The sequence below is a fragment of the Microcoleus sp. S1D4 genome (genome assembly GCF_036700765.1).
In the GTDB taxonomy this organism is placed as follows: domain Bacteria; phylum Cyanobacteriota; class Cyanobacteriia; order Cyanobacteriales; family Microcoleaceae; genus Microcoleus.
The window spans coordinates 208,812-227,702 of record NZ_JAUBPP010000004.1 but is presented as its reverse complement, the minus strand read 5'-3'; the positions used below and the strand labels follow the sequence as shown (position 1 = coordinate 227,702).

General features: G+C 45.8%; 13 protein-coding genes. 5 read left to right on the top strand and 8 right to left on the bottom strand.

Translation table 11 applies throughout. The features are described 5' to 3' along the window. Positions 1 to 135: 135 nt before the first annotated feature. A complete protein-coding gene (cysK, locus tag QT998_RS06600; RefSeq protein ID WP_333088936.1) occupies positions 136 to 1,116 on the bottom strand; it encodes a cysteine synthase A in 981 nt (326 codons plus the stop codon). 18 nt (positions 1,117 to 1,134) lie between these two features. Next, positions 1,135 to 1,572: an RrF2 family transcriptional regulator gene (locus tag QT998_RS06595; protein WP_333088938.1), complete on the bottom strand. Its 438-nt coding sequence runs from the start codon at positions 1,570 to 1,572 to the stop codon at positions 1,135 to 1,137. Between the two features lie 110 nt (positions 1,573 to 1,682). Here QT998_RS06595 and QT998_RS06590 point away from each other — a divergent pair, with 110 nt between their 5' ends. Both QT998_RS06590 and QT998_RS06585 read left to right on the top strand, forming a co-directional pair. Next, entirely contained in the window at positions 1,683 to 1,916 is a 234-nt protein-coding gene (locus QT998_RS06590; protein WP_333088939.1) for a hypothetical protein, read from the top strand. 134 nt (positions 1,917 to 2,050) lie between these two features. Continuing rightward, a complete protein-coding gene (locus QT998_RS06585) occupies positions 2,051 to 2,251 on the top strand; it encodes a hypothetical protein (protein WP_333088941.1) in 201 nt (66 codons plus the stop codon). A 78-nt stretch (positions 2,252 to 2,329) separates the two neighbouring features. Here the strand turns inward: QT998_RS06585 and QT998_RS06580 are convergent, their stop codons facing one another. From QT998_RS06580 to QT998_RS06560, 5 genes are all read right to left on the bottom strand, one after another. Next, positions 2,330 to 2,914, bottom strand: coding sequence for a Crp/Fnr family transcriptional regulator (locus QT998_RS06580; protein ID WP_333088942.1), 585 nt, complete (start codon positions 2,912 to 2,914; stop codon positions 2,330 to 2,332). A gap of 86 nt (positions 2,915 to 3,000) precedes the next feature. After that, on the bottom strand, positions 3,001 to 3,762 hold the full coding sequence (gene cysE, locus QT998_RS06575; RefSeq protein WP_333088945.1) for a serine O-acetyltransferase: 762 nt from the start codon (positions 3,760 to 3,762) through the stop codon (positions 3,001 to 3,003). A 123-nt stretch (positions 3,763 to 3,885) separates the two neighbouring features. Continuing rightward, positions 3,886 to 5,829 carry an ATP-binding protein gene (locus QT998_RS06570; RefSeq protein ID WP_333088946.1) on the bottom strand — a complete coding sequence of 648 codons (1,944 nt, stop codon included), beginning with the start codon at positions 5,827 to 5,829 and terminating at the stop codon, positions 3,886 to 3,888. 182 nt (positions 5,830 to 6,011) lie between these two features. Continuing rightward, on the bottom strand, positions 6,012 to 7,043 hold the full coding sequence (locus QT998_RS06565; protein WP_333088948.1) for a sulfate/molybdate ABC transporter ATP-binding protein: 1,032 nt from the start codon (positions 7,041 to 7,043) through the stop codon (positions 6,012 to 6,014). A gap of 155 nt (positions 7,044 to 7,198) precedes the next feature. Next, positions 7,199 to 7,438 (bottom strand): hypothetical protein, encoded by a 240-nt coding sequence (locus QT998_RS06560; RefSeq protein ID WP_333088950.1) that lies wholly within the window; start codon positions 7,436 to 7,438, stop codon positions 7,199 to 7,201. A 107-nt stretch (positions 7,439 to 7,545) separates the two neighbouring features. Between QT998_RS06560 and gltD the strand changes: the two genes are divergently transcribed. Further along, entirely contained in the window at positions 7,546 to 9,030 is a 1,485-nt protein-coding gene (gltD, locus tag QT998_RS06555) for a glutamate synthase small subunit (RefSeq protein WP_333088951.1), read from the top strand. Between the two features lie 334 nt (positions 9,031 to 9,364). On the opposite strand, the gene tnpA is transcribed toward gltD, so the two are convergent. Next, positions 9,365 to 9,709 carry an IS200/IS605 family transposase gene (tnpA, locus tag QT998_RS06550; protein WP_333088952.1) on the bottom strand — a complete coding sequence of 115 codons (345 nt, stop codon included), beginning with the start codon at positions 9,707 to 9,709 and terminating at the stop codon, positions 9,365 to 9,367. A 142-nt stretch (positions 9,710 to 9,851) separates the two neighbouring features. Between tnpA and QT998_RS06545 the strand changes: the two genes are divergently transcribed. Then, a complete protein-coding gene (locus tag QT998_RS06545) occupies positions 9,852 to 11,129 on the top strand; it encodes an RNA-guided endonuclease InsQ/TnpB family protein (RefSeq protein WP_333114779.1) in 1,278 nt (425 codons plus the stop codon). 531 nt (positions 11,130 to 11,660) lie between these two features. Next, a complete protein-coding gene (locus tag QT998_RS06540; RefSeq protein ID WP_333114777.1) occupies positions 11,661 to 18,614 on the top strand; it encodes a CHAT domain-containing protein in 6,954 nt (2,317 codons plus the stop codon). The last annotated feature ends 277 nt before the right edge of the window (positions 18,615 to 18,891 follow it).

Sequence of the window (18,891 nt, the reverse complement as noted above, 5' to 3'; positions counted from 1 at the left end):
TCCCTTAAGAAGGGCGACTTTGAGAAGAATCTTGTCCCCCCCTTATTAAGGGGGGTGAGGGGGGATCTCGACTTCGATACAACAAGAGAGACGGTCGGTTTGACGTTAAGTTGTCACCAAGGCCCTACCTACAATTTAATAATTGCTGACTAATGATTCGAGTTCGCGGATCGTTGGCAATTCTAAATCTTTGAACAAGGCTGTACTGAGGTAGCGTTCGCCATAAGAAGGCTGCACAAAAACTATCAGTTTTCCCGCATTTTCGGGACGCTTGCCGACTTGAATTGCGGCACACAAAGCGGCGCCTGCAGAAATTCCTGACAACAATCCTTCTTCTCTGGCAAGTCGGCGACTGTAGGCGATCGCATCTGCATCGCTAACTGCGATTACCTCATCAATTAACTCTGGTTTCAACACTTCTGGGATGAATCCTGCGCCAATCCCTTGAATTTTGTGAGCACCAGATTTGCCTCCAGAAAGGACGGGGCTGGTGGCTGGTTCAACTGCAATTACCCTAAAACTGGACTTTCGCGGTTTAATTACTTCAGCAACTCCAGTAATCGTACCGCCGGTGCCAACTCCAGCAACTAAAAAATCTACTTTACCCTCTGTATCTTCCCAAATTTCCTCAGCCGTTGTTTCACGGTGAATTTTTGGATTAGCGGGGTTGCGAAACTGTTGCAGCATGAAAGCATTGGGGGTTTCTTCTACAATTTCTTCCGCACGGGCGATCGCGCTTAACATCCCTTCATGTCCCGGAGTTAATTCCAACTGAGCTCCGTAAGCTTTTAACATCGATCGGCGCTCTAAACTCATCGTATCCGGCATCGTTAAAATCAGACTGTAGCCTTTCGCCGCCGCAATCATTGCCAAAGCAATTCCAGTATTTCCTGAAGTCGGTTCTACTAAAATAGTTTTCCCCGGTTGAATTAACCCCGCATCTTCTGCCGCATGAATCATGCTCGCCGCAATCCGATCTTTCACCGAAGCAGCCGGATTCATCCCTTCCAATTTGACCACAATTTGAGCAACTACTCCTTCGGCTTGGGGAATTTTATTGAGCTGAACTAATGGAGTTCTGCCAATTATTCCTGTAACATCCTTAGCTATTCTCATGGCTTAATTTCTCTCCCTTTAAATGTAGTACATGGGATGTGCTTGTTTGCGAACATCGCGCTGTTCGCACAAATCTTGTAATGTGTATTTCCCCAAAACAGTCCAAGATGCCTGTTGAGCTTCCTGCCAGATTTCTAGCACCGCAGTTTTTTCTATTGTTACAGATTCCGAAACTTTTTGGGCCGGGCCACTGCCCGATCCTTCGAGTGTCGAAAACACCTCTAGCAAAGTAATTTCCCAAGGATCTTTCGCCAGCAAATAACCGCCTTTAGCACCCCGCAAACTCTGGACAATACTTGCACGCCGCAGCACAGCAAGAATTTGGTCTAGATAGCGTTCCGGTATCTCTTGAGAAACAGTAATTTCGTTTACTGTTAGGGGCGAATCCTTCGGGTAGTGACTCGCCAGTTCCAAGAGCGCTAACAGGGCATATTGTACTCTAGAAGATAGTTCCACATTCCCCACTGGCGATCGAGTTTAAATTGTACATTATATAATAGTACATAATTCCGGTAGACATACAGGTGTTAGTATATTTTTATTACAAAAACGGTTGGAGAAATCCCGTGAGTAACGTAAATGTAGGGAATTTAAGCTGTCGGCACTGTCGGTATTACGAGCAGCACGGACACAGGGGCGGAAACTGCCTGATGCTCGGCGTGGGGGTACAGGGTGGGTGGAAAGCTTGCTCCTTCTTGGTTCCACCCTTTGCACCGTCTTGGGAACACCCCGAAGCGGCTAGATCCCGAAAGTCTCAAATGTTGGAGGGAGCGAGTATTTTAGAGGCAATACCGCCTTAAAGTAATTGCTAAGTAGGTAGGCGGATATATGCTGTGTCATCGTTAAGTTTATTCAAACTGAGATGTTGTACCATTCTCAATAAGCTTTTTATGAACAGGCTTTCCGGCCTGTTTCACAAAGAGTAAATTTGATTGTGGAACAGGCCGGAAAGCCTGTTCTTGAGAATGGTGCAAGATATGAGTTCAAACTGAGTTACTTGGCGGCAATCAACAGGGGCGAGATATTGCATCTTTTGGCAGCGAGAAGAAAGAAATCAGGAGAAACAAAAAAGCAATGGCGACGATACGCACTTGCTTTTGAACTGTTTGACGAGTCGATGATTAAATTTAATTAACGCACATTTGATACAAATGATCTGTGGTCTAGAAAACTCTGAATTTGCTCGAATATCCCATTGTCAGCTAATAACCTTTTATATTTCGTAGTGCCACACATCTGAAGGTTGCAGAATAATCCGGTGGAGCGGCAGACGATCGATCAAGCCTTGCTCCTCAAAATGACCGAGGGTGCGAGTGACCGTTACGCGACTTGTACCGATGATTTCTGCAATGTCCTGATGCGTTAAAATCATATCGATCAGATGTCCTTGCTCTACCTCAGAACCAAACCTCTTAGCCAGCCAAATTAATAGTTGATAGAGCATAAAATCAACTCTTTTGTAACCTCGCATTACCATAAAGTCTTCAGCCTGCTGAATGTGAGTGAGCAAAATATCTCTATTTAGCCAGCGCTCGACAGATAATAGAACTGCCTCGACTTTAGTGAGGCATTCAATTTGAAAAGGATCGCATTTTGATATCGGTTTGCCGATCGTATCACCAGGCCCCCACAATCCCAAGGTGATAATTGTGCCATCTTCAAGCCACGTTACAGTTCGCACTACTCCACTTTCAATTCGCCACAGAGCATTGCTTCTGTTGGGCAAGTGCGAGCGGCGAGGAAATATATGGCGGCTCGTTTCATCAAAAGTTTTAGTGGAAAAAGAAGCAATAGTCATAGCCAGTTACTGAAGGAATTCAAGTTAGTTCGTACAATGCTGCAGGATAGTGTTGGTCGCATAAATCTATAGAAATTCAAGCTTTCCTAGATTCCTGCACCGTCTAAAAAATCTGTAATGAATAAATTAGAATACATGAATAATTCATGTTTTTCTGCCTCTTTTTGCTCTGATTGAGTTGGTCTCAGCGGAGATAATTGAGATTTCAAAAAATCAACCTGCTCTTCTAAATCCTTAATTCTATCGAACAAAGCTCGAATCGCTTGAGCTTCCAAATCCGGTATGTCTTGAGAGTTTTGAGCATCTTCCACCTGCTTTTTCCGAGAAATTATGCGACCGGGAATTCCTACAACTGTGCAATCGCTAGGGACATCCCGCAGCACCACCGAACCCGCACCAATCCGAACATTATTGCCAATTTGAATATTTCCTAAAACTTTAGCACCGGCCCCTACCACTACATTTTCTCCCAGGGTTGGATGCCGTTTTCCTATTTCTTTACCCGTGCCACCAATGGTCGCTCCTTGATAAATTACAGCATAATCTCCAACGATCGCAGTTTCGCCAATTACCACCCCCATGCCGTGGTCGATAAACACGCCCCTACCAATTTTCGCTCCTGGGTGGATCTCAATACCTGTTAAAAACCGACTCAGTTGGGAAATCAAGCGCGGTACAAACGGCAGCCCAGCGGAATAAAGCCAGTTTGCTATCCGGTGCAAAAAAAGTGCTTGCAGTCCGGGATAGCAAAATAATACTTCCAGCCAGTTGCGGGCCGCTGGGTCACGTTCGTAGATAATTTGCAAGTCAGTGAACATATTTAGTCTCACCGTGTTTTGGTTATACATTATCGGCAGTGCCGACGGTTTAAGCTGCCTAAAGCAGTCTGGATTGTGGCATTATTACACATAATACTGTAATCCGACCTAATTACAGTAGTTAATGGGAAAAAAAATTTCCCCCAGCCTTTTCTAAGCTGCCTCCGATATTTTCCGTGAAACAAACGGTACTGCTTGTCTGACTTCTTGCCGCAGCGGAATCTCGATCGAGAATTCCGTGCCCAATCCCGGTGTCGAATCGCAGCGCAGCGTACCCTTGTGCTTTTCTACGACAATTTTATAGCTGATTGACAGTCCCAATCCTGTCCCTTTTCCGACCGGTTTCGTCGTAAAGAAGGGGTCGAACAGCCGTTTTTTGACATTTTCGGCCATACCGGGGCCGTTGTCAGATATCCGCACAATTATTTTGTCGGGACTTGAATATTCTGTGGTTATGGCGATCGCGATCGGATTGGCTTTCGCTGCTTTGGGCCCGCGATCGAGGTTGTAACTCTCCAGGGCGTCGATCGCATTAGCCAGAATATTCATAAACACCTGATTTAATTGTCCGGCATAGCACTCTACTAAAGGTAAATTGCTGTAGTTTTTAACAATCTCGATCGACGGGCGATCGGCTGTAGCTTTTAGCCGGCTTTGCAGAATTAGCAGAGTGCTGTCAATACCTTCATGGATGTTGACAGGCTTCATCTCGCTTTCGTCTAAACGAGAGAAATTCCGCAAAGATTGGACAATTTGAACAATGCGATCGGCTCCTATTTTCATTGAGGACAGCAGTTGCGGCAAATCTTTGCTGAGAAAGTCAAAGTCAATATTTTCTAAATACTCTGAAATTTCCGAGGGAGGGTATAAATAGTGTTTTTGGTATAGTTTTACCAACTCCAACAAATCCCTACTATATGCGCTGGCGTGATGGATATTGCCGTAAATAAAACTAATAGGATTGTTAACTTCGTGTGCGACACCAGCAACTAATAAACCCAAACCAGACATTTTTTCCTGCTGAATCAGTTGAGTTTGAGTTTGCTGCAACTCTTGCAACGTTTGCTCTAGCTGTTGAGATTTAGCCGTGCGTTCTGCTGCTACTTTTTCAATTCGAGCGGTATAATTCCACAAGCTCATTAGATAAAGTGTCGCCACCAAAGTTAAGATGGTTCCCAAAATTAAAACAGTCAAAGAACGCCAAAATCTGAGAGGATTAATGTACTCTGGCGTTAGCCGCAGTTGCAGCAACCACCTACGATTTTCAATATTGAGAATGCGGGTGCAACTGCTGCCGTCCGGGCAGTAAGCTATTTTCCCGATTTCGAGGTTATTTTTAATGTTTTCGTCGGTGACGATCCTTTTAGTCTTCGCTTCGTAAAAAGCGAGAAACTTTTCTGCTTCAGGAGCCATAGCATCTTGAAGATATACGTTAATAAAGTTGAGTTTAGTTTCCTGTAAAGCCGATTTAACTATAGCATCAACCAGCAAAACTCCGAGAGTAAAACCTTTCAATTTTTCTGGTTCCCCCGCCGAAAAATTGGGCTGCATTGCTGCGGCATCACCCGCAGAAACTTGACCAAAAATTGGCATAAATACGAGGACGCTCGGTTGATTTGGTGAAGACCATTTTTGGCGGTCAGTCGCGATAATTTCTTGTCTTTTTGTGGCTGTTTCTAAGGCTAGCCGATTGGAATTCAAATTTAAACCTAAATCTATTTTATCAGTCAGGAATTGTGGCGAGTCAGAAACACGGGGCAGCCAAGCGATCGCCTTGAGGCTCGGATGGCGGTACAGGGCACCACCAACAAATGTATTAATTTCTCGGTTTTTAACGCCGTCAAAGACGCTGTAAAATGCTCCCGCAGCCCGAATTATTTCTAAATTCCCGCTAACATCTCTCTGAATGTCTGTAGCTATTTTATCCAGTTGCTCTTGCAGTCCTGCTTGCATGAATTTGTATTCCCAATTGTACGCGACTGAAGAGGCGATCGCAGACATTCCAAATCCTGCACAAAGTGTTAATCCTGCCTGGATGTAGTGGCGATAACTAACTAAAGTGCTAGTTGCTAAATTCAACAATTTGTTAACATTCATATTCTTCGCTGACTTTTTTTCAATCGTTCCCAGTCACAGCCTGGGAATTAATTTCAGGAGCAAGCTCCTCCGATTTGGAGCCACGAGACAGCATTACCAAGCACCAGCCTGGTAATGATATGTCGCAGCAGTGTTTTGTAGAAGCTCCCCGATAGTATGTTGAGTAGGATGCAGTCGCTGATTTAAATTGAATAAGCAGGGAAAGTCATCGCGTGTTTGGGCTTGACATAAACCTGTTGCTCTCGCTTTAGCTGTAGATAATCGAAGCGCTCGCGACTTACGTAAGCTGTTACTATCTGATCTGATTCTAATACTAATTCGGTTTGAATTTCCCGTCCTAAATGAATGATGCGGCTGACTTTTGCTAAGGCAAAACCAGACTGTGGATTAGTTTGAATTTCCACATCGTGGGGGCGCAAAAACACTAAATCAGAATGGGCAGCTCCATTATTGTGAGCCGTTGTGCCGTTGCTGGCGAACAAACCCGCAGTATTTGGCAGCACATTTACAGGCCCAATAAAACTCATCACAAAAGCTGTTGCGGGTTTGTCGTAAATTTCAGCAGGAGTGCCAACTTGTTCGACTTTACCTTTGTTCATGACCACAATTTCATCGGCTACTTCCATAGCTTCTTCTTGGTCGTGGGTGACAAAAACTGTGGTGATGTTAACTTCTTTGTGAAGGTTGTGCAGCCACGATCGCAATTCTTTGCGGACTTTAGCATCTAATGCTCCAAAAGGTTCGTCTAACAGCAGCACTTTTGGTTGAACTGCTAAAGCTCTCGCCAAAGCCACGCGCTGCCGCTGGCCGCCGGAAAGTTGCGAAGGATAGCGATCGCCCAAACCTGTCAACTGCACTAAATCCAAAAGTTCATCAACCCGCCTGCTAATTGAGTTTTTAGCAACTTTGCGAATTTCCATCGCAAAAGCAATATTTTTCTTAATAGTCATGTGTTTGAACAAAGCGTAGTGCTGAAACACAAAACCGATATGCCGTTCCTGCACCGACTGCTGGGTAGCATCCTCGCCGATCAGGTGAATAGAACCAGTATCCGGCGGTTCGAGTCCCGCAATCATCCTCAGCAGAGTCGATTTCCCGGAACCAGAAGGCCCCAACAGCGCGACTAAAGAGCCACTTTTAATTTCCAAATTCACGTTGTCAATGGCGTGAAAGGAGCCGAAGTGCTTCGATACGTTCTGAACTTTAATGCTCATGAGTTTATTTACTTATTTTAGGAGTTGACAAGCCCAACCCCACTTACTCGACAGATTTACAGTAGTATATCCTGAAAATAATATTTTGCAAGGTCTGTAACTTTTTGTATTGTATTTCCAGCCCTCCTGATGGGGACGGCGCTTGAAAGTTGAGGCTAAGAGTCGGAAGAGTTAACCCGCGAGGGTTTCGAGAGGTGGGACGATCGCCCGAGAATCAGCAATACTGAAAATACGCAAAAACCGGGATTGATGGACGAAAATACTGGATCAAAACCTTTAAAATCTTTAATCCCGCTCAAAAACCGGGTTTCTTTGCTGTCGATCGATAATTTGACGGCTGCCGACAATTCCCCGACTCCCGGCGATATTGAAAATTTCAGGTAGGAATTGCTCAATCTGAGCTGCGATCGCCCGCAATTGAGATGATAATAGTTAATTCAGAAGCCTACAATGCTTCACCTTTGAGAAACTACCAAGAATAAGTTCTAACCAAAACACCACTATGGGAAAACCAACAGGCTTTATCGAATTCCTCCGCGAATTGCCCTCCGAACTCTCACCAGTCGAGAGAGTCCACAACTGGGACGAATTTCACCTACCGATGGAGGAAGACAAACTCCGCAGCCAAGGCGCGCGCTGCATGGACTGCGGCATTCCATTTTGCCACACGGGTTCCCTGATTAGCGGCATGGCCAGCGGCTGCCCGATCAACAACCTCATCCCCGAATGGAACGACCTAGTATATCGCGGACTCTGGAAAGAAGCCCTTGACAGACTCCACAAAACCAACAACTTCCCCGAATTCACCGGCAGAGTCTGTCCCGCCCCCTGCGAAGGCGCTTGCGTGCTCGGCATCAACAACCCGCCGGTGACGATTAAAAACATCGAAGTCGCAATTATCGATAAAGGCTGGGATGAAGGCTGGATTACCGCTGAAGTGCCCGCCAAACGTACCGGCAAAAAAATCGCCGTCATCGGTTCCGGGCCCGCCGGTTTGTCGGCTGCGGCGCAACTGAACAAAGCAGGTCATTTGGTAACTGTATACGAAAGAGCCGATCGACCGGGAGGTCTGCTAATGTACGGCATCCCCAACATGAAGCTAGACAAAGAACAAGTCGTGATGCGCCGCCTCAAAGTCCTCGAAGACGAAGGCGTGACATTCGTTTGCAACACCGAAGTTGGGAAAGACTTACCAGCCGAACAACTGCTAAAAGAATACGACTCAGTTGTCCTCTGTACCGGCGCGACAAAACCCCGCGACTTAGGAATCGAAGGGCGGGAATTAAAAGGCATCCATTTCGCGATGGACTTTTTGACAGCGAACACCAAAGCAGTTTTAGACAAGAGCACCAACGGCAACTTCATCTCCGCCGAAGGCAAAGATATCGTGATTATCGGCGGTGGCGACACAGGCACCGACTGCGTGGGCACCTCCATCCGCCACGGCTGCAAAAGCTTGGTACAGCTAGAAATCCTGCCCAAACCGCCCTCGGAACGGGCCGCCAACAATCCCTGGCCCGAATGGCCGAAAGTCTACCGCTTGGATTACGGCCAAGAAGAAGCCGCAGCCAAATTCGGGGATGACCCCCGCGGCTATCTCACCACGGCGACAAGGTTTGAGGGCGACGAAAACGGCAACGTCAAAGCCGTGCACACCGTTGAGGTGGAGTGGGCGAAAAACGAGAAAGGACAGTTCATTCCGAAGCAAATCGCGGGCACCGAGAAAGTGTTGCCGGCGCAGCTTGTGTTGCTGGCGATGGGCTTCCTGGGCCCGGAACAGCCCTTGCTGGATGACTTGGGATTGGAACGCGACGCGCGCAGCAATGTGAAGGCGGAGCACGAAAAATATACCACCAGCATTCCGGGAGTTTTCGCGGCTGGTGACTGTCGCCGGGGACAAAGTTTGATTGTTTGGGCGATTAATGAAGGGCGCGGCGTGGCCCGCGAGTGCGACCTTTATTTGATGGGTGAGACGGATTTACCTTAGTGGATCGATCGGGCCGATAGGGGCGGGTTCATCAACATTTTGAGGCAACAAACCCAAAATTCTGTAAACCCGCCCCGATACCACGAAATAACCTAAATCCTGATGTAATATTTGGGTGGGGAAGGGCGGGTTTAGATAGTTTGTGGTTGGGTGTCAGAGATTGTGGTGAACCCACCCCTTGTATCTTAAAAGAAACAGGCGATCGCATCGCTAGCAACGCAAATCTAAAGAAACCAGAAAAGTTTCATAAAAATTCAAACGGGATGCGGGAAACTCAGCGGCTTTAGCCCTGAGAGGAAAGCGACACGGGGGACTTCAGTCAAGAGTGTCTTTCTTAATTAGCAGAATGATGTGGATCTTCGATATATTTCTTAACAACTTCACTGCTAATATTGCCTGCGGTACTAACAAAATAGCTGCTCGTCCATAAAGACGGCAGCTTTTTTAATTCTGGGAATTCAGCCCTCAAGTGATGACTAGAACGTCCTTTGAATGCCTTGATTACTAAAGCCGGGGTGTCCATCGGCTTAACCGCTACAAATAGGTGCACGTGATCTGGGGCCACTTCCAAAGCTAGAATATCCCAATTTTTCTCAATTGCAAGTGTCAAGAATATTTCTCGAAGCCTAGTTGCTACACTACCGACTAAAACTTTCTTTTGGCGTTTGGGGATAAACACAAAATGTTAGTTAAGCAAGAACTTGACGTGGTTGTGGGTTTGATACTCTGGAAGTGGTAACATAAAGTTTTGTTGTTATGGATTGACTTGTCTACTATAGTCTCCCAAACTAAATAAATCAATTAATTTTCAAGAAAAAGAGGTGGCTAAAGTTAGAAAAACAATGGGAGTACAGCAAATATTACTGTCTCCCAATAAAGAAGTTGAAGCCGTGTTGCAGTATCTCTGCCGCCAGTCGGGAAAGCTCTACAATAGCGCCGTCTATTTTGCTCGCCAGACTTTCTTTAAAACAGGGAAACTACTGGCAGGAAAATTTGACTTGTCTTTTGAACCGTCAATTTCTAGGTCGATGGTTGCCAAGTCGCTGCCTTCAACACCCATGCAGCAAACTTTGATGTCGGTGACGGAGGCATTTAAAAGCTTCAAAGAATTGAGAAGCTTATACCTTCAAGGTAATTTTCACTTTAAACCTAAGCCACCGAGCTACTTAACAGGGTCTAAGTTATTCAAAGTAGCTTACCCAAATTCTGGAGGGTTAAAGCCAGCACTTGTCGGCAATCAATTACGATTTTCTTTGGGTTTGACAGTGCGTCGCTGGTTTGGGATTTCTGAATTTCTTCTACCTATGCCGTCAAACATTGATTGTTCAAAGGTTAAAGAGTTCACTATTCTCCCTAAAAATGGTGCTTTCTACTTAGAAATGTCTTACGAAGTAGAATGTCAACAGCATGATTTAGATCGTAGTCAAGCATTATCAATTGATTTGGGGACTGCCGACAATTTAGCGGCTTGTGTTGACACGCTGGGAAATTCATTCTTGATTGACGCTCGCGCTATGAAGGCGATAAATCAACTCGGGAACAAAAAAGTAGCAACCAGAAAGGAGGGAAAACCTACGGATCATTGGGATAGTTGGTTAGACCGCGTAACTCGTAAGCGCAATCACCAGATGCGCGATGGTGTCAACAAAGCTGCGAAGCTGATTGTTGAACATTGTTTGAAATACGGCATTGGCAATCTAGTAGTTGGATGGAATCAAGGGTTTAAATCCAATGTTGATATGGGTAAACTGAACAATCAAAAGTTTGTTCAAATGCCACTAGGAAAGTTAAAAGATCGTTTGAGCCAACTGTGCAACTTGCACGGCATTAAGTTCACCGAAACAGAAGAAGCATATACGTCCAAAAGTAGTTTTCTTGATGGAGACTCCCTACCCAAGTACGGTGAAAAACCGCCTGAGTGGAAAGCATCTGGAAAACGAATTAAACGTGGACTGTATCGCTCTGCTGATGGAACTGTAATTAATGCGGATCTAAACGGCGCTGCCAATATTTTAAGAAAAGTAGCCAGTAAGTTAGGTGTAAAACTTGACCGACTGTGTAGACGGTGTTTGGCTACCGTAGCGAGAATCAGACTTTAGTAATAACTAAAGTTATTCTGTCAGCAGAATCTCAGTGACTTCAGCTCGCTTGAGTGTCAAAGCTTGGTACAAGTTTCGCTAGAAATTATAGTGCGAGCGTCCCCGAAGAGCGATCGACTTCGCTCTTCGGGGATGCTCGCACTATCAATGATTAAAATATATAATTCCGATGCTATCGGAAACGATATTACAAGCCCTATTGCAGCGACTCGATTCCTTACAAAAAATGACGACAGCAGAACAAAACCGTTGAGAAACAGCCACAGCGACTGTGGCTGGACTTACTCAATAACATTTGGAGTACCTCAAACAACAAGCACAGATCGTACCAATTCCGCTTGCACTCCTCATGATGTTAACTGTTAACAGTATCTACGGGATTGGTATATTTGAATTAATCGTGTGGTGGGGCGGGTTTATACGATTCGTCGTTGGGTGTCAAATATTTGGGCGAGGGGAACCGCTACAAGATTGTGATATTATGTATTATTGAGAAATTTATTATCGCAATCTAATTTAATAATAAAAATCATGAAAGTAGCCCATACAAAAAATATATTTATCTTAACATTCCTCTCCTTTACCAGCTTAGTAACTGGGGAAATCGGACTTTTCACCCCATCCCAAACAGCCACGGCCCAAATTACTCCCGCTGCTGACGGCACAAATACTCAAATCACACCGAATGGCAATCAATTCAACATCCAAGGCGGCCAACAATCCGGCGATGGCACTAATTTGTTTCACAGTTTCCAGCAATTTGGTTTAACTCAAGGACAAACTGCCAATTTTATCTCAAATCCCAATATCCGCAATATTTTAGGGCGAGTTGTCGGCGGTGATGCTTCGCTGATTAACGGCATAATTCAAGTTACGGGCGGCAATGTTAATTTATTTTTAATGAATCCGGCGGGGATTGTTTTTGGTGCAAATTCTAGTTTGAATATTCCCGGTTCTTTCACGGCGACTACTGCAACAGGAATCGGTTTTGGCAATAATTGGTTTAGTGCGGTTGGCACGAATAATTATACAGATTTAGTCGAAAATCCGAATACTTTTGCTTTTACAAATCTACAGCCGGGAGGAATTATTAATCTTGGTAATTTGGCGGTGAATCAGGGACAAAATATTAGTTTGTTGGGCGGCACGGTTTTGAGTGCGGGACAACTTGCTGCACCGGGAGGAAATATTATTGTGGCGGCGGTTCCGGGTCAAAGTTTAGTTAGAATTAGTCAGCCGGGAAATTTATTGAGTTTGGAGATTCAACCGCAATCTGTGGCTGGTAGTTTGCCGCAAAGTTGGGTGTTACCAGTTGCATCTTTGCCGCAGTTGTTGACTGGTGGTGGGGGAAGTGCCACGGGGGTGATAGTGAATGCTCAAGGGCAAGTAGAATTAACTGGTGGCGTGCAGGTAGAGAATGGGGATGTTGTTGCTAAAGAAGTAACTGCCCAGAATGCAACTCTGTCAGCTAATGGCAATTTGACGTTAGTTGAAAGTCTGTTGCGTACAACTGGTGATTTGAGTTTGCTGGCTGACGATACGGTGCGGGTGCGCGACAGTGTGGCGAATCCGTTTGTGGCGAATGCTGGCGGCAATCTTTATATTCAAGGTAATAGAAGTATTGATATTTTGGCGCTGAATCATCTTTTGGAAACGCCGTTTATTAGCGGTGGAAATTTGACTTTGGCGAGTGATGGCATCATATCTACAGATTCTCATTTTCGCAGTGGCAGTAATATGTCAATTCTCGATTTGTCGGGTAAACCTGCTAATTTTACCAGTTTGTACGATCCGATTTTTACGCAGTCTGGTGATTATACTTCAGGGGGTTACAGTGGTGCATCCCTCAAGGTAGATACGACTTCGGGGACGGGAAATATTATTTTTACAGGCGATATAAGTATTACGAGTCCAGACACAACTATTACTAGCGGTGCTCCCGGCACGGATGAATTTATTCTGCGTACTTCGCAAGCGGTAATTTTGCGATCTGGCGGCAAGATTCAAACAAGAGGTATTGATACTTATATCTCTCTAACCAAGAACGCAGGGCCTGTAATTATGCAAGCTATAGATGACATTATTATTTCGGGAACTTATATAGGTCCATCTATCAAAATAGATACGACTTCGGGTACGGGGAATATTGTTTTTAATGGAGATATAAGAATTACCAGTACCGCTGCAGCTTATGGTAGCCCTCCTACGGGTTATGAATTGATTTGGGGCGGTTCTAGAGCGGTAATTTTACAATCTGGCGGGAACATTCAAACAGGAAACTTTTGGGCTTATAGTCCTACTTTAAATAATACAGTCCCTATAATTATGCAAGCCACAGGCAACATTCAAACAGGAAGTATTAATACAGGTCAGACAATGGATGATAGTAGTGGTATAATATCTTTAACTGCTGGAGGCAACATCCTTACAGGTACACTTTCTACTGGGCTTAGTCTGGGCAGTCTCAAGAATGGCGGCGATATTACTTTGAATGCAGGTGGCACTATTACGACTGGCGATCTCAATGTAAAGGCGATTCAAAACGGCGGGCAGATCGCACTTACGAGCGGCGGTTCAATTGATATCGGAACGATCGATGCAACGGGCGATAGCGCTGCTGGAAATATTACAATTCAAGCTAACAGTGGCATCACAACACCGACAACAGGAATTATCGCGGGTACTTCTAGTAACGGCAATGGCAGCAACGTTACTTTATCTACTACTAATGGAAATATTAATATTGGTAGCGTAAATACTTTTGGTATATTGCAGGGTGGAAATATTAATATTACCAACACTAAGGGCGATATCATTACAAGTCAGTTGCAAAGTTCCTTGTTCACTTCAACTAACAGAGGTGGCGCAATTAATCTCAGTGCGGGCGGCAATATTACTACTAATAGCATTGGTTCATCTGCCTTGCAAAATAGTGGGGCAATAACGTTGATAGGTGATAAGAGCCTTAGCTTAAAAGGGAGTGTTAATTCCGATTCTCGTAATGGTGTTAGTGGTAATATAACTATGGAGGCTGGTAATGGAATTAATCTTAATGGGAATAGCATCAGCGCTGGTGGCCCTCAAGGCCCAACGGGTGGGAATGTTACCCTCAAGACTACCAATGGTGACATTATAATTTCTCCAGGTCAGATCGATACAATTGGTAATACTCCTGGTAATATTTTTCTTTCAAGTGGAGGTGCGATCTCTATTGGATCGGCAAACTCAGTAGCTGGCTCCATAGATGCCCGATCTGACAGCAAGGGTACTGGCGGTAATGTAACCATTTTGGCTAATGGCGATATTAATCTTCTAAGCATTTCAGGCGTGTACATATCAGGTGATACTGGCGGCGGTAATATTAGCCTCACTAGCATGAATGGTAAAATTAGCACAGGCATTCTCAATACCGAAGCTAATATTAGTGGCAATGCTGGCAATATCAACCTCCAAGCTAAGAATGGCATAGAAACACCAAGTGAAATACCAGGATATAGCTTAGATTTATTATCGACTCGTTCTCCTAATGGGAATGGTGGCAACATTACTCTATCTACGATTAACGGTAATATTCAAATAGGTAATGTCAATTCTGGCGGAAAATTGCAGGGTGGAAGTGTTAATATTACCGCCAGCACTGGCAACATTACTACCAGCGACATCCGGGCGATCGGCAATCAAGACGGCGGCTCAATCACGTTTAAAAGTGGCGGGGCGATCGATACTACTGGCGGAATCATCAATGCGATCGGCGGCAACAACGGCGGCAATATTTCCCTCGAAGCTGGAACCAACATCAGTACAGCAGGAATTGGTAGCGCCCTATTATTGAGTGGCTTCAATGCAAATAGCGGCAATCTTCGCATTCAAAGCGGCGGTAATATTGACACAACTGCTGGCCCGCTGATTACTGCCGCGGCCAATGGCAAAGGCGGAAATGTTGTCATAAATGCTAAAGAAAATGTGGCGACATCTAGTATTAATTCCCGCACTTTTGCTCCCAGCACCACTGTGAATGGCGGTAATATAGATGTCAAGGCAAATAGTATTACTGCGGGCGGAATTATCGAAACTAACCGCAACAATATTACATTTGCTGCTCCGGTAACATTGTCTGAGAACCTCTCTGTTAACATTCTGGAGATGGGCGACATTACTTTTAATTCTACAATTGACGGGCCGTACAATCTCGCGGTCAAGCCAAATGCGGGAGTTGTTCAGTTTGGCGGTGCGATCGGCAGCCTGACTCCTCTCAACAGCGTCAATATTCAAGATGATATTCCCAGCAATACGGTGAAGGTTGATATTACTGCAACTAATAACATTACCGCTCAAAAAATTACTTCGGAAGCCGGGATTTCTTTGTATAGCGAACAGGGAGAAATTAAAACAGGAAATCTTGACTCGACTTCCCAAAATAATGGCAGCAATATTGATTTGAATGCGGGAACTAATATCACAGCAGGCAATATCAACACTTCGGCCGCTGGTAATGGCGGCAATATATTTCTCGATGCCAATGGTAATATTAATGCTGGAGAAGTTGACTCTTCGGCCAAGGGAAATGCTGGCAATGTCAGCGCCATTAACCGCAGCAGTGCGGGCGACATTGTTCTGAGTTTAATTAACGCTGAAAGTATGGAAAGCGGTAGGGGCGGAGATGTTTTGATTTTGACTCAAAGGTTTTTTCGATCGCCCAATTCGTTCTCAGACAGAAACAGCATCAATGCTAGCATCTCTACGGCCGCCAGTCCAGGAGACGATCGCGGCGGCTTCATAATTATCAACCACGGGGGCGCGGGAATCACGCCTTTTATTGTCGGCAATTCCGAGAAAAATGGAACTGCTGGTGCAATTACTAGAGGAAATAGCAATCCCAAACAAACGATTTTGCCCGAGATCGGTTATCCCTACACTCACAGACAAGACCCCAGTCTCGCATCCAATCGCGAGCGCATTCAAATTAACTCGGTTCCCTCACCCATTACGCCCGTACCAACACCCGCGCCGACGGCGACTCCATCTCCAACAGTCGCCGCCACACCCGCCGCCACACCCGCACCGACGGCGACTCCATCTCCAACAGCCGCCGCCACACCCGCACCGACAGCGACTCCATCTCCAACAGCCGCCGCCACACCCGCGCCGAGGGCTGTTCCGTCGCCAATAACCCTAGCTACAAGAACCGCACCGACGGCTGTTGCGTCGCCGTCGCCGGCAACTGAAACGGCCTCACCGACGGCGACTGCATCCCCAATACCCGATCGCCCGATCGACCAAACTCCATCTTCCACTCCTTCACCAACACCCGCACCCGCGCCCGTATTCGAGAATTTTCCCGAACTCGAAGAATTGCTAAACACCAATTTCTTTACACTGCCGCCCCGCAGGCTTCCCACCCAGCCTTCTACACCAACCACACCGGGCGCAGCCGCCCGAATATCCGTCACGCCGACAATTCCCTCGATCGCCCAACTCACCGCCCCCGTCGCTTCTCCAAGTGCGATCGCTCCTCCAAGTGCGATCGCTTCTCCAAGTGCGATCGGGCAAAATCCAGCCTCCGCAACCCTTCAAGCCCCTTACAACCCGCCTGTAGGACAAATTCAACCCGTACCTGCACCTTCTGTTTCACCCGTTCCCGCACCGATTCCCGCACCGATTCTCGCACCCACTCAAAGCCAAACTCCGCAACAGCAATTAGGCTTGTTAATTGGCGATTTATTAGCAGCAAAAACCACCATCACCCCAAATCCTGAAACCGGAGGCAACACTTTTGAATGGGCATTTTCTGACTCAAAGAACAACTTTTCGCTCACACCACCGCCCCTTGAGAAAGCACCCAATCTTACTTTTATACCGCCTTCGGAAAAGCCGCCAGAAAATCCGCCAGAACTTGGTTCTTCTGCTACAGAACAACCGGACGGATGGATAGTCTCAACTCCCGATCCTGCGCCTATTGAGCCGCCAGTTGCTCAAATAGAGCCTGATTGGTTGGCCAACATTCCCCAAATCACTTTTTCGCCAACTCCCGCACCAACTCCAGCACCCGCGCCAACTCCCGCCCCCGCACCAACTCCAGCACCAACTCCCGCACCCGCACCCGTGCCAACTCCCGCGCCCGCACCAACACCCGCCCCAACTCCCGCACCCGCACCAACAACCGCACCCGCAGCCATCCCTAATCTTTTTCCCTTAGAAATTAGCAGGTTGAGCGTCGAACAAACATTAGACCAAGGTAATGGTAATGATGCTGTTGGTCTAATTGATAAACTGTTTGAACAAGATTATGAAAATTATTATGGCGAAGATTTGACCGACCAACAAGTAACTATTGAATATCTGAAAGAAACTCTCAAAACAATCAAAGAGGAAACCGGGAAGCAAGCGGTTATTGTTTACGCGCTAGTCCGTTTTGAAGCATTGTGGCTAGTATTAGTAGTTCCCGACGGCCCTCCGATTATCAAAAAAATTCCTGTCAACAGCGAAACTTTGCTAAAAACAGTGAAAGAGTTTCACCACTTTTTGGCTAAGCCAAATGATGCAGCAGATACAAGATATTTGCCAATTGCTCAGAAACTTTACCAGTGGTTAATTGCGCCGATTAGTTCAGATATAGAAGCGTTAAATGTCGATACGTTAGTGTTTTCTTTCGATGCGGGTTTGCGCCAGTTGCCGCTAGCTGCTTTGCACGACGGCAAGCAATTTTTAGTAGAAAAGTACAGCCTCGGCTCAATTCCCAGTGTTAGCTTGACTAGCACGAGTTATCAAAGTTTGAAAAACGCGAAAGTTTTGGCAATGGGTGCTTCGGTATTTATCGATAAACTTGCTTTGCCGGCAGTGCCGATCGAATTAGCTGCGATCGCCGGTACAATCGGTAAGGGGCAAAATCCTGCGGAATTGCCCTTGTGGCCTGGCCGCTTTTTTCTCAATCAAGATTTTACGGTAGAAAATCTCATAAAACAGCGCCAGCAAGAATCTTTTGATATTATTCACTTGGCTACTCACGCGAGTTTTCCGCAAAATCAATACGGGCGCAGCGAAGCTGAAATTGATTTTTGGAAGCGCTCTTTGCCGCTGGATGAATTTCGGTTGGCTAAGTGGTACGATCGCCGACAAGTACAGTTATTGGTGCTGAGTGCGTGCGAAACTGCGATCGGCGATCCGACAGCGGAAATGGGTTTTGCGGGGCTGGCAGTCGGCAGCGGTGTAAAATCAGTTTTGGCGAGTTTGTGGAAGGTTAAGGATGTTACGACTTTGGCGCTGATGACGGAGTTTTATGCTAATTTGCGATCGGCTCCGATTAAAGCTGAAGCCCTGAGACAAGCTCAACTGGCGATGATTCGCAAACAGGTAGTATTTAAAGATGGTAAGTTGGTGGGAACTCAAAGGGCGATCGATCTTACTAAAGTCGAACAAATAGCAAATTCAGATTTATCTCACCCAAAATTTTGGGCAGGATTTACAATAATTGGCAGTCCTTGGTAATAAACTGGCGCGCATCTAATTTTAACAATAAGATTGGTTAGTAGTGCGGACTTTACTCCGCACGAGCTAACCTTTATGCTAATCAACCGGACATGATATAAGTTATAAACCAATACGGTTCACTTAACATATTTATGCCCCGGAGATCCCCCTCGCATCCCCCTTAAGAAGGGGAGTAGGGGTTGACTTTGAGGGCATTCTTGTCCCCCCCTTCTTAAGGGGGGCTAGGGAGGATCTGTCTTAAGTGAACCGTATTGAGTTATAAACTTTTTTTTCC

Coding starts and splice junctions, on each gene's coding strand:
- cysK (WP_333088936.1), bottom strand. CDS start 1,116: ATGAGAATAGCTAAGGATGTTACAGGAATAATTGGCAGAACTCCATTA.
- QT998_RS06580 (WP_333088942.1), bottom strand. CDS start 2,914: ATGACTATTGCTTCTTTTTCCACTAAAACTTTTGATGAAACGAGCCGC.
- cysE (WP_333088945.1), bottom strand. CDS start 3,762: ATGTATAACCAAAACACGGTGAGACTAAATATGTTCACTGACTTGCAA.
- QT998_RS06570 (WP_333088946.1), bottom strand. CDS start 5,829: ATGAATGTTAACAAATTGTTGAATTTAGCAACTAGCACTTTAGTTAGT.
- QT998_RS06565 (WP_333088948.1), bottom strand. CDS start 7,043: ATGAGCATTAAAGTTCAGAACGTATCGAAGCACTTCGGCTCCTTTCAC.
- gltD (WP_333088951.1), top strand. CDS start 7,546: ATGGGAAAACCAACAGGCTTTATCGAATTCCTCCGCGAATTGCCCTCC.
- QT998_RS06540 (WP_333114777.1), top strand. CDS start 11,661: ATGAAAGTAGCCCATACAAAAAATATATTTATCTTAACATTCCTCTCC.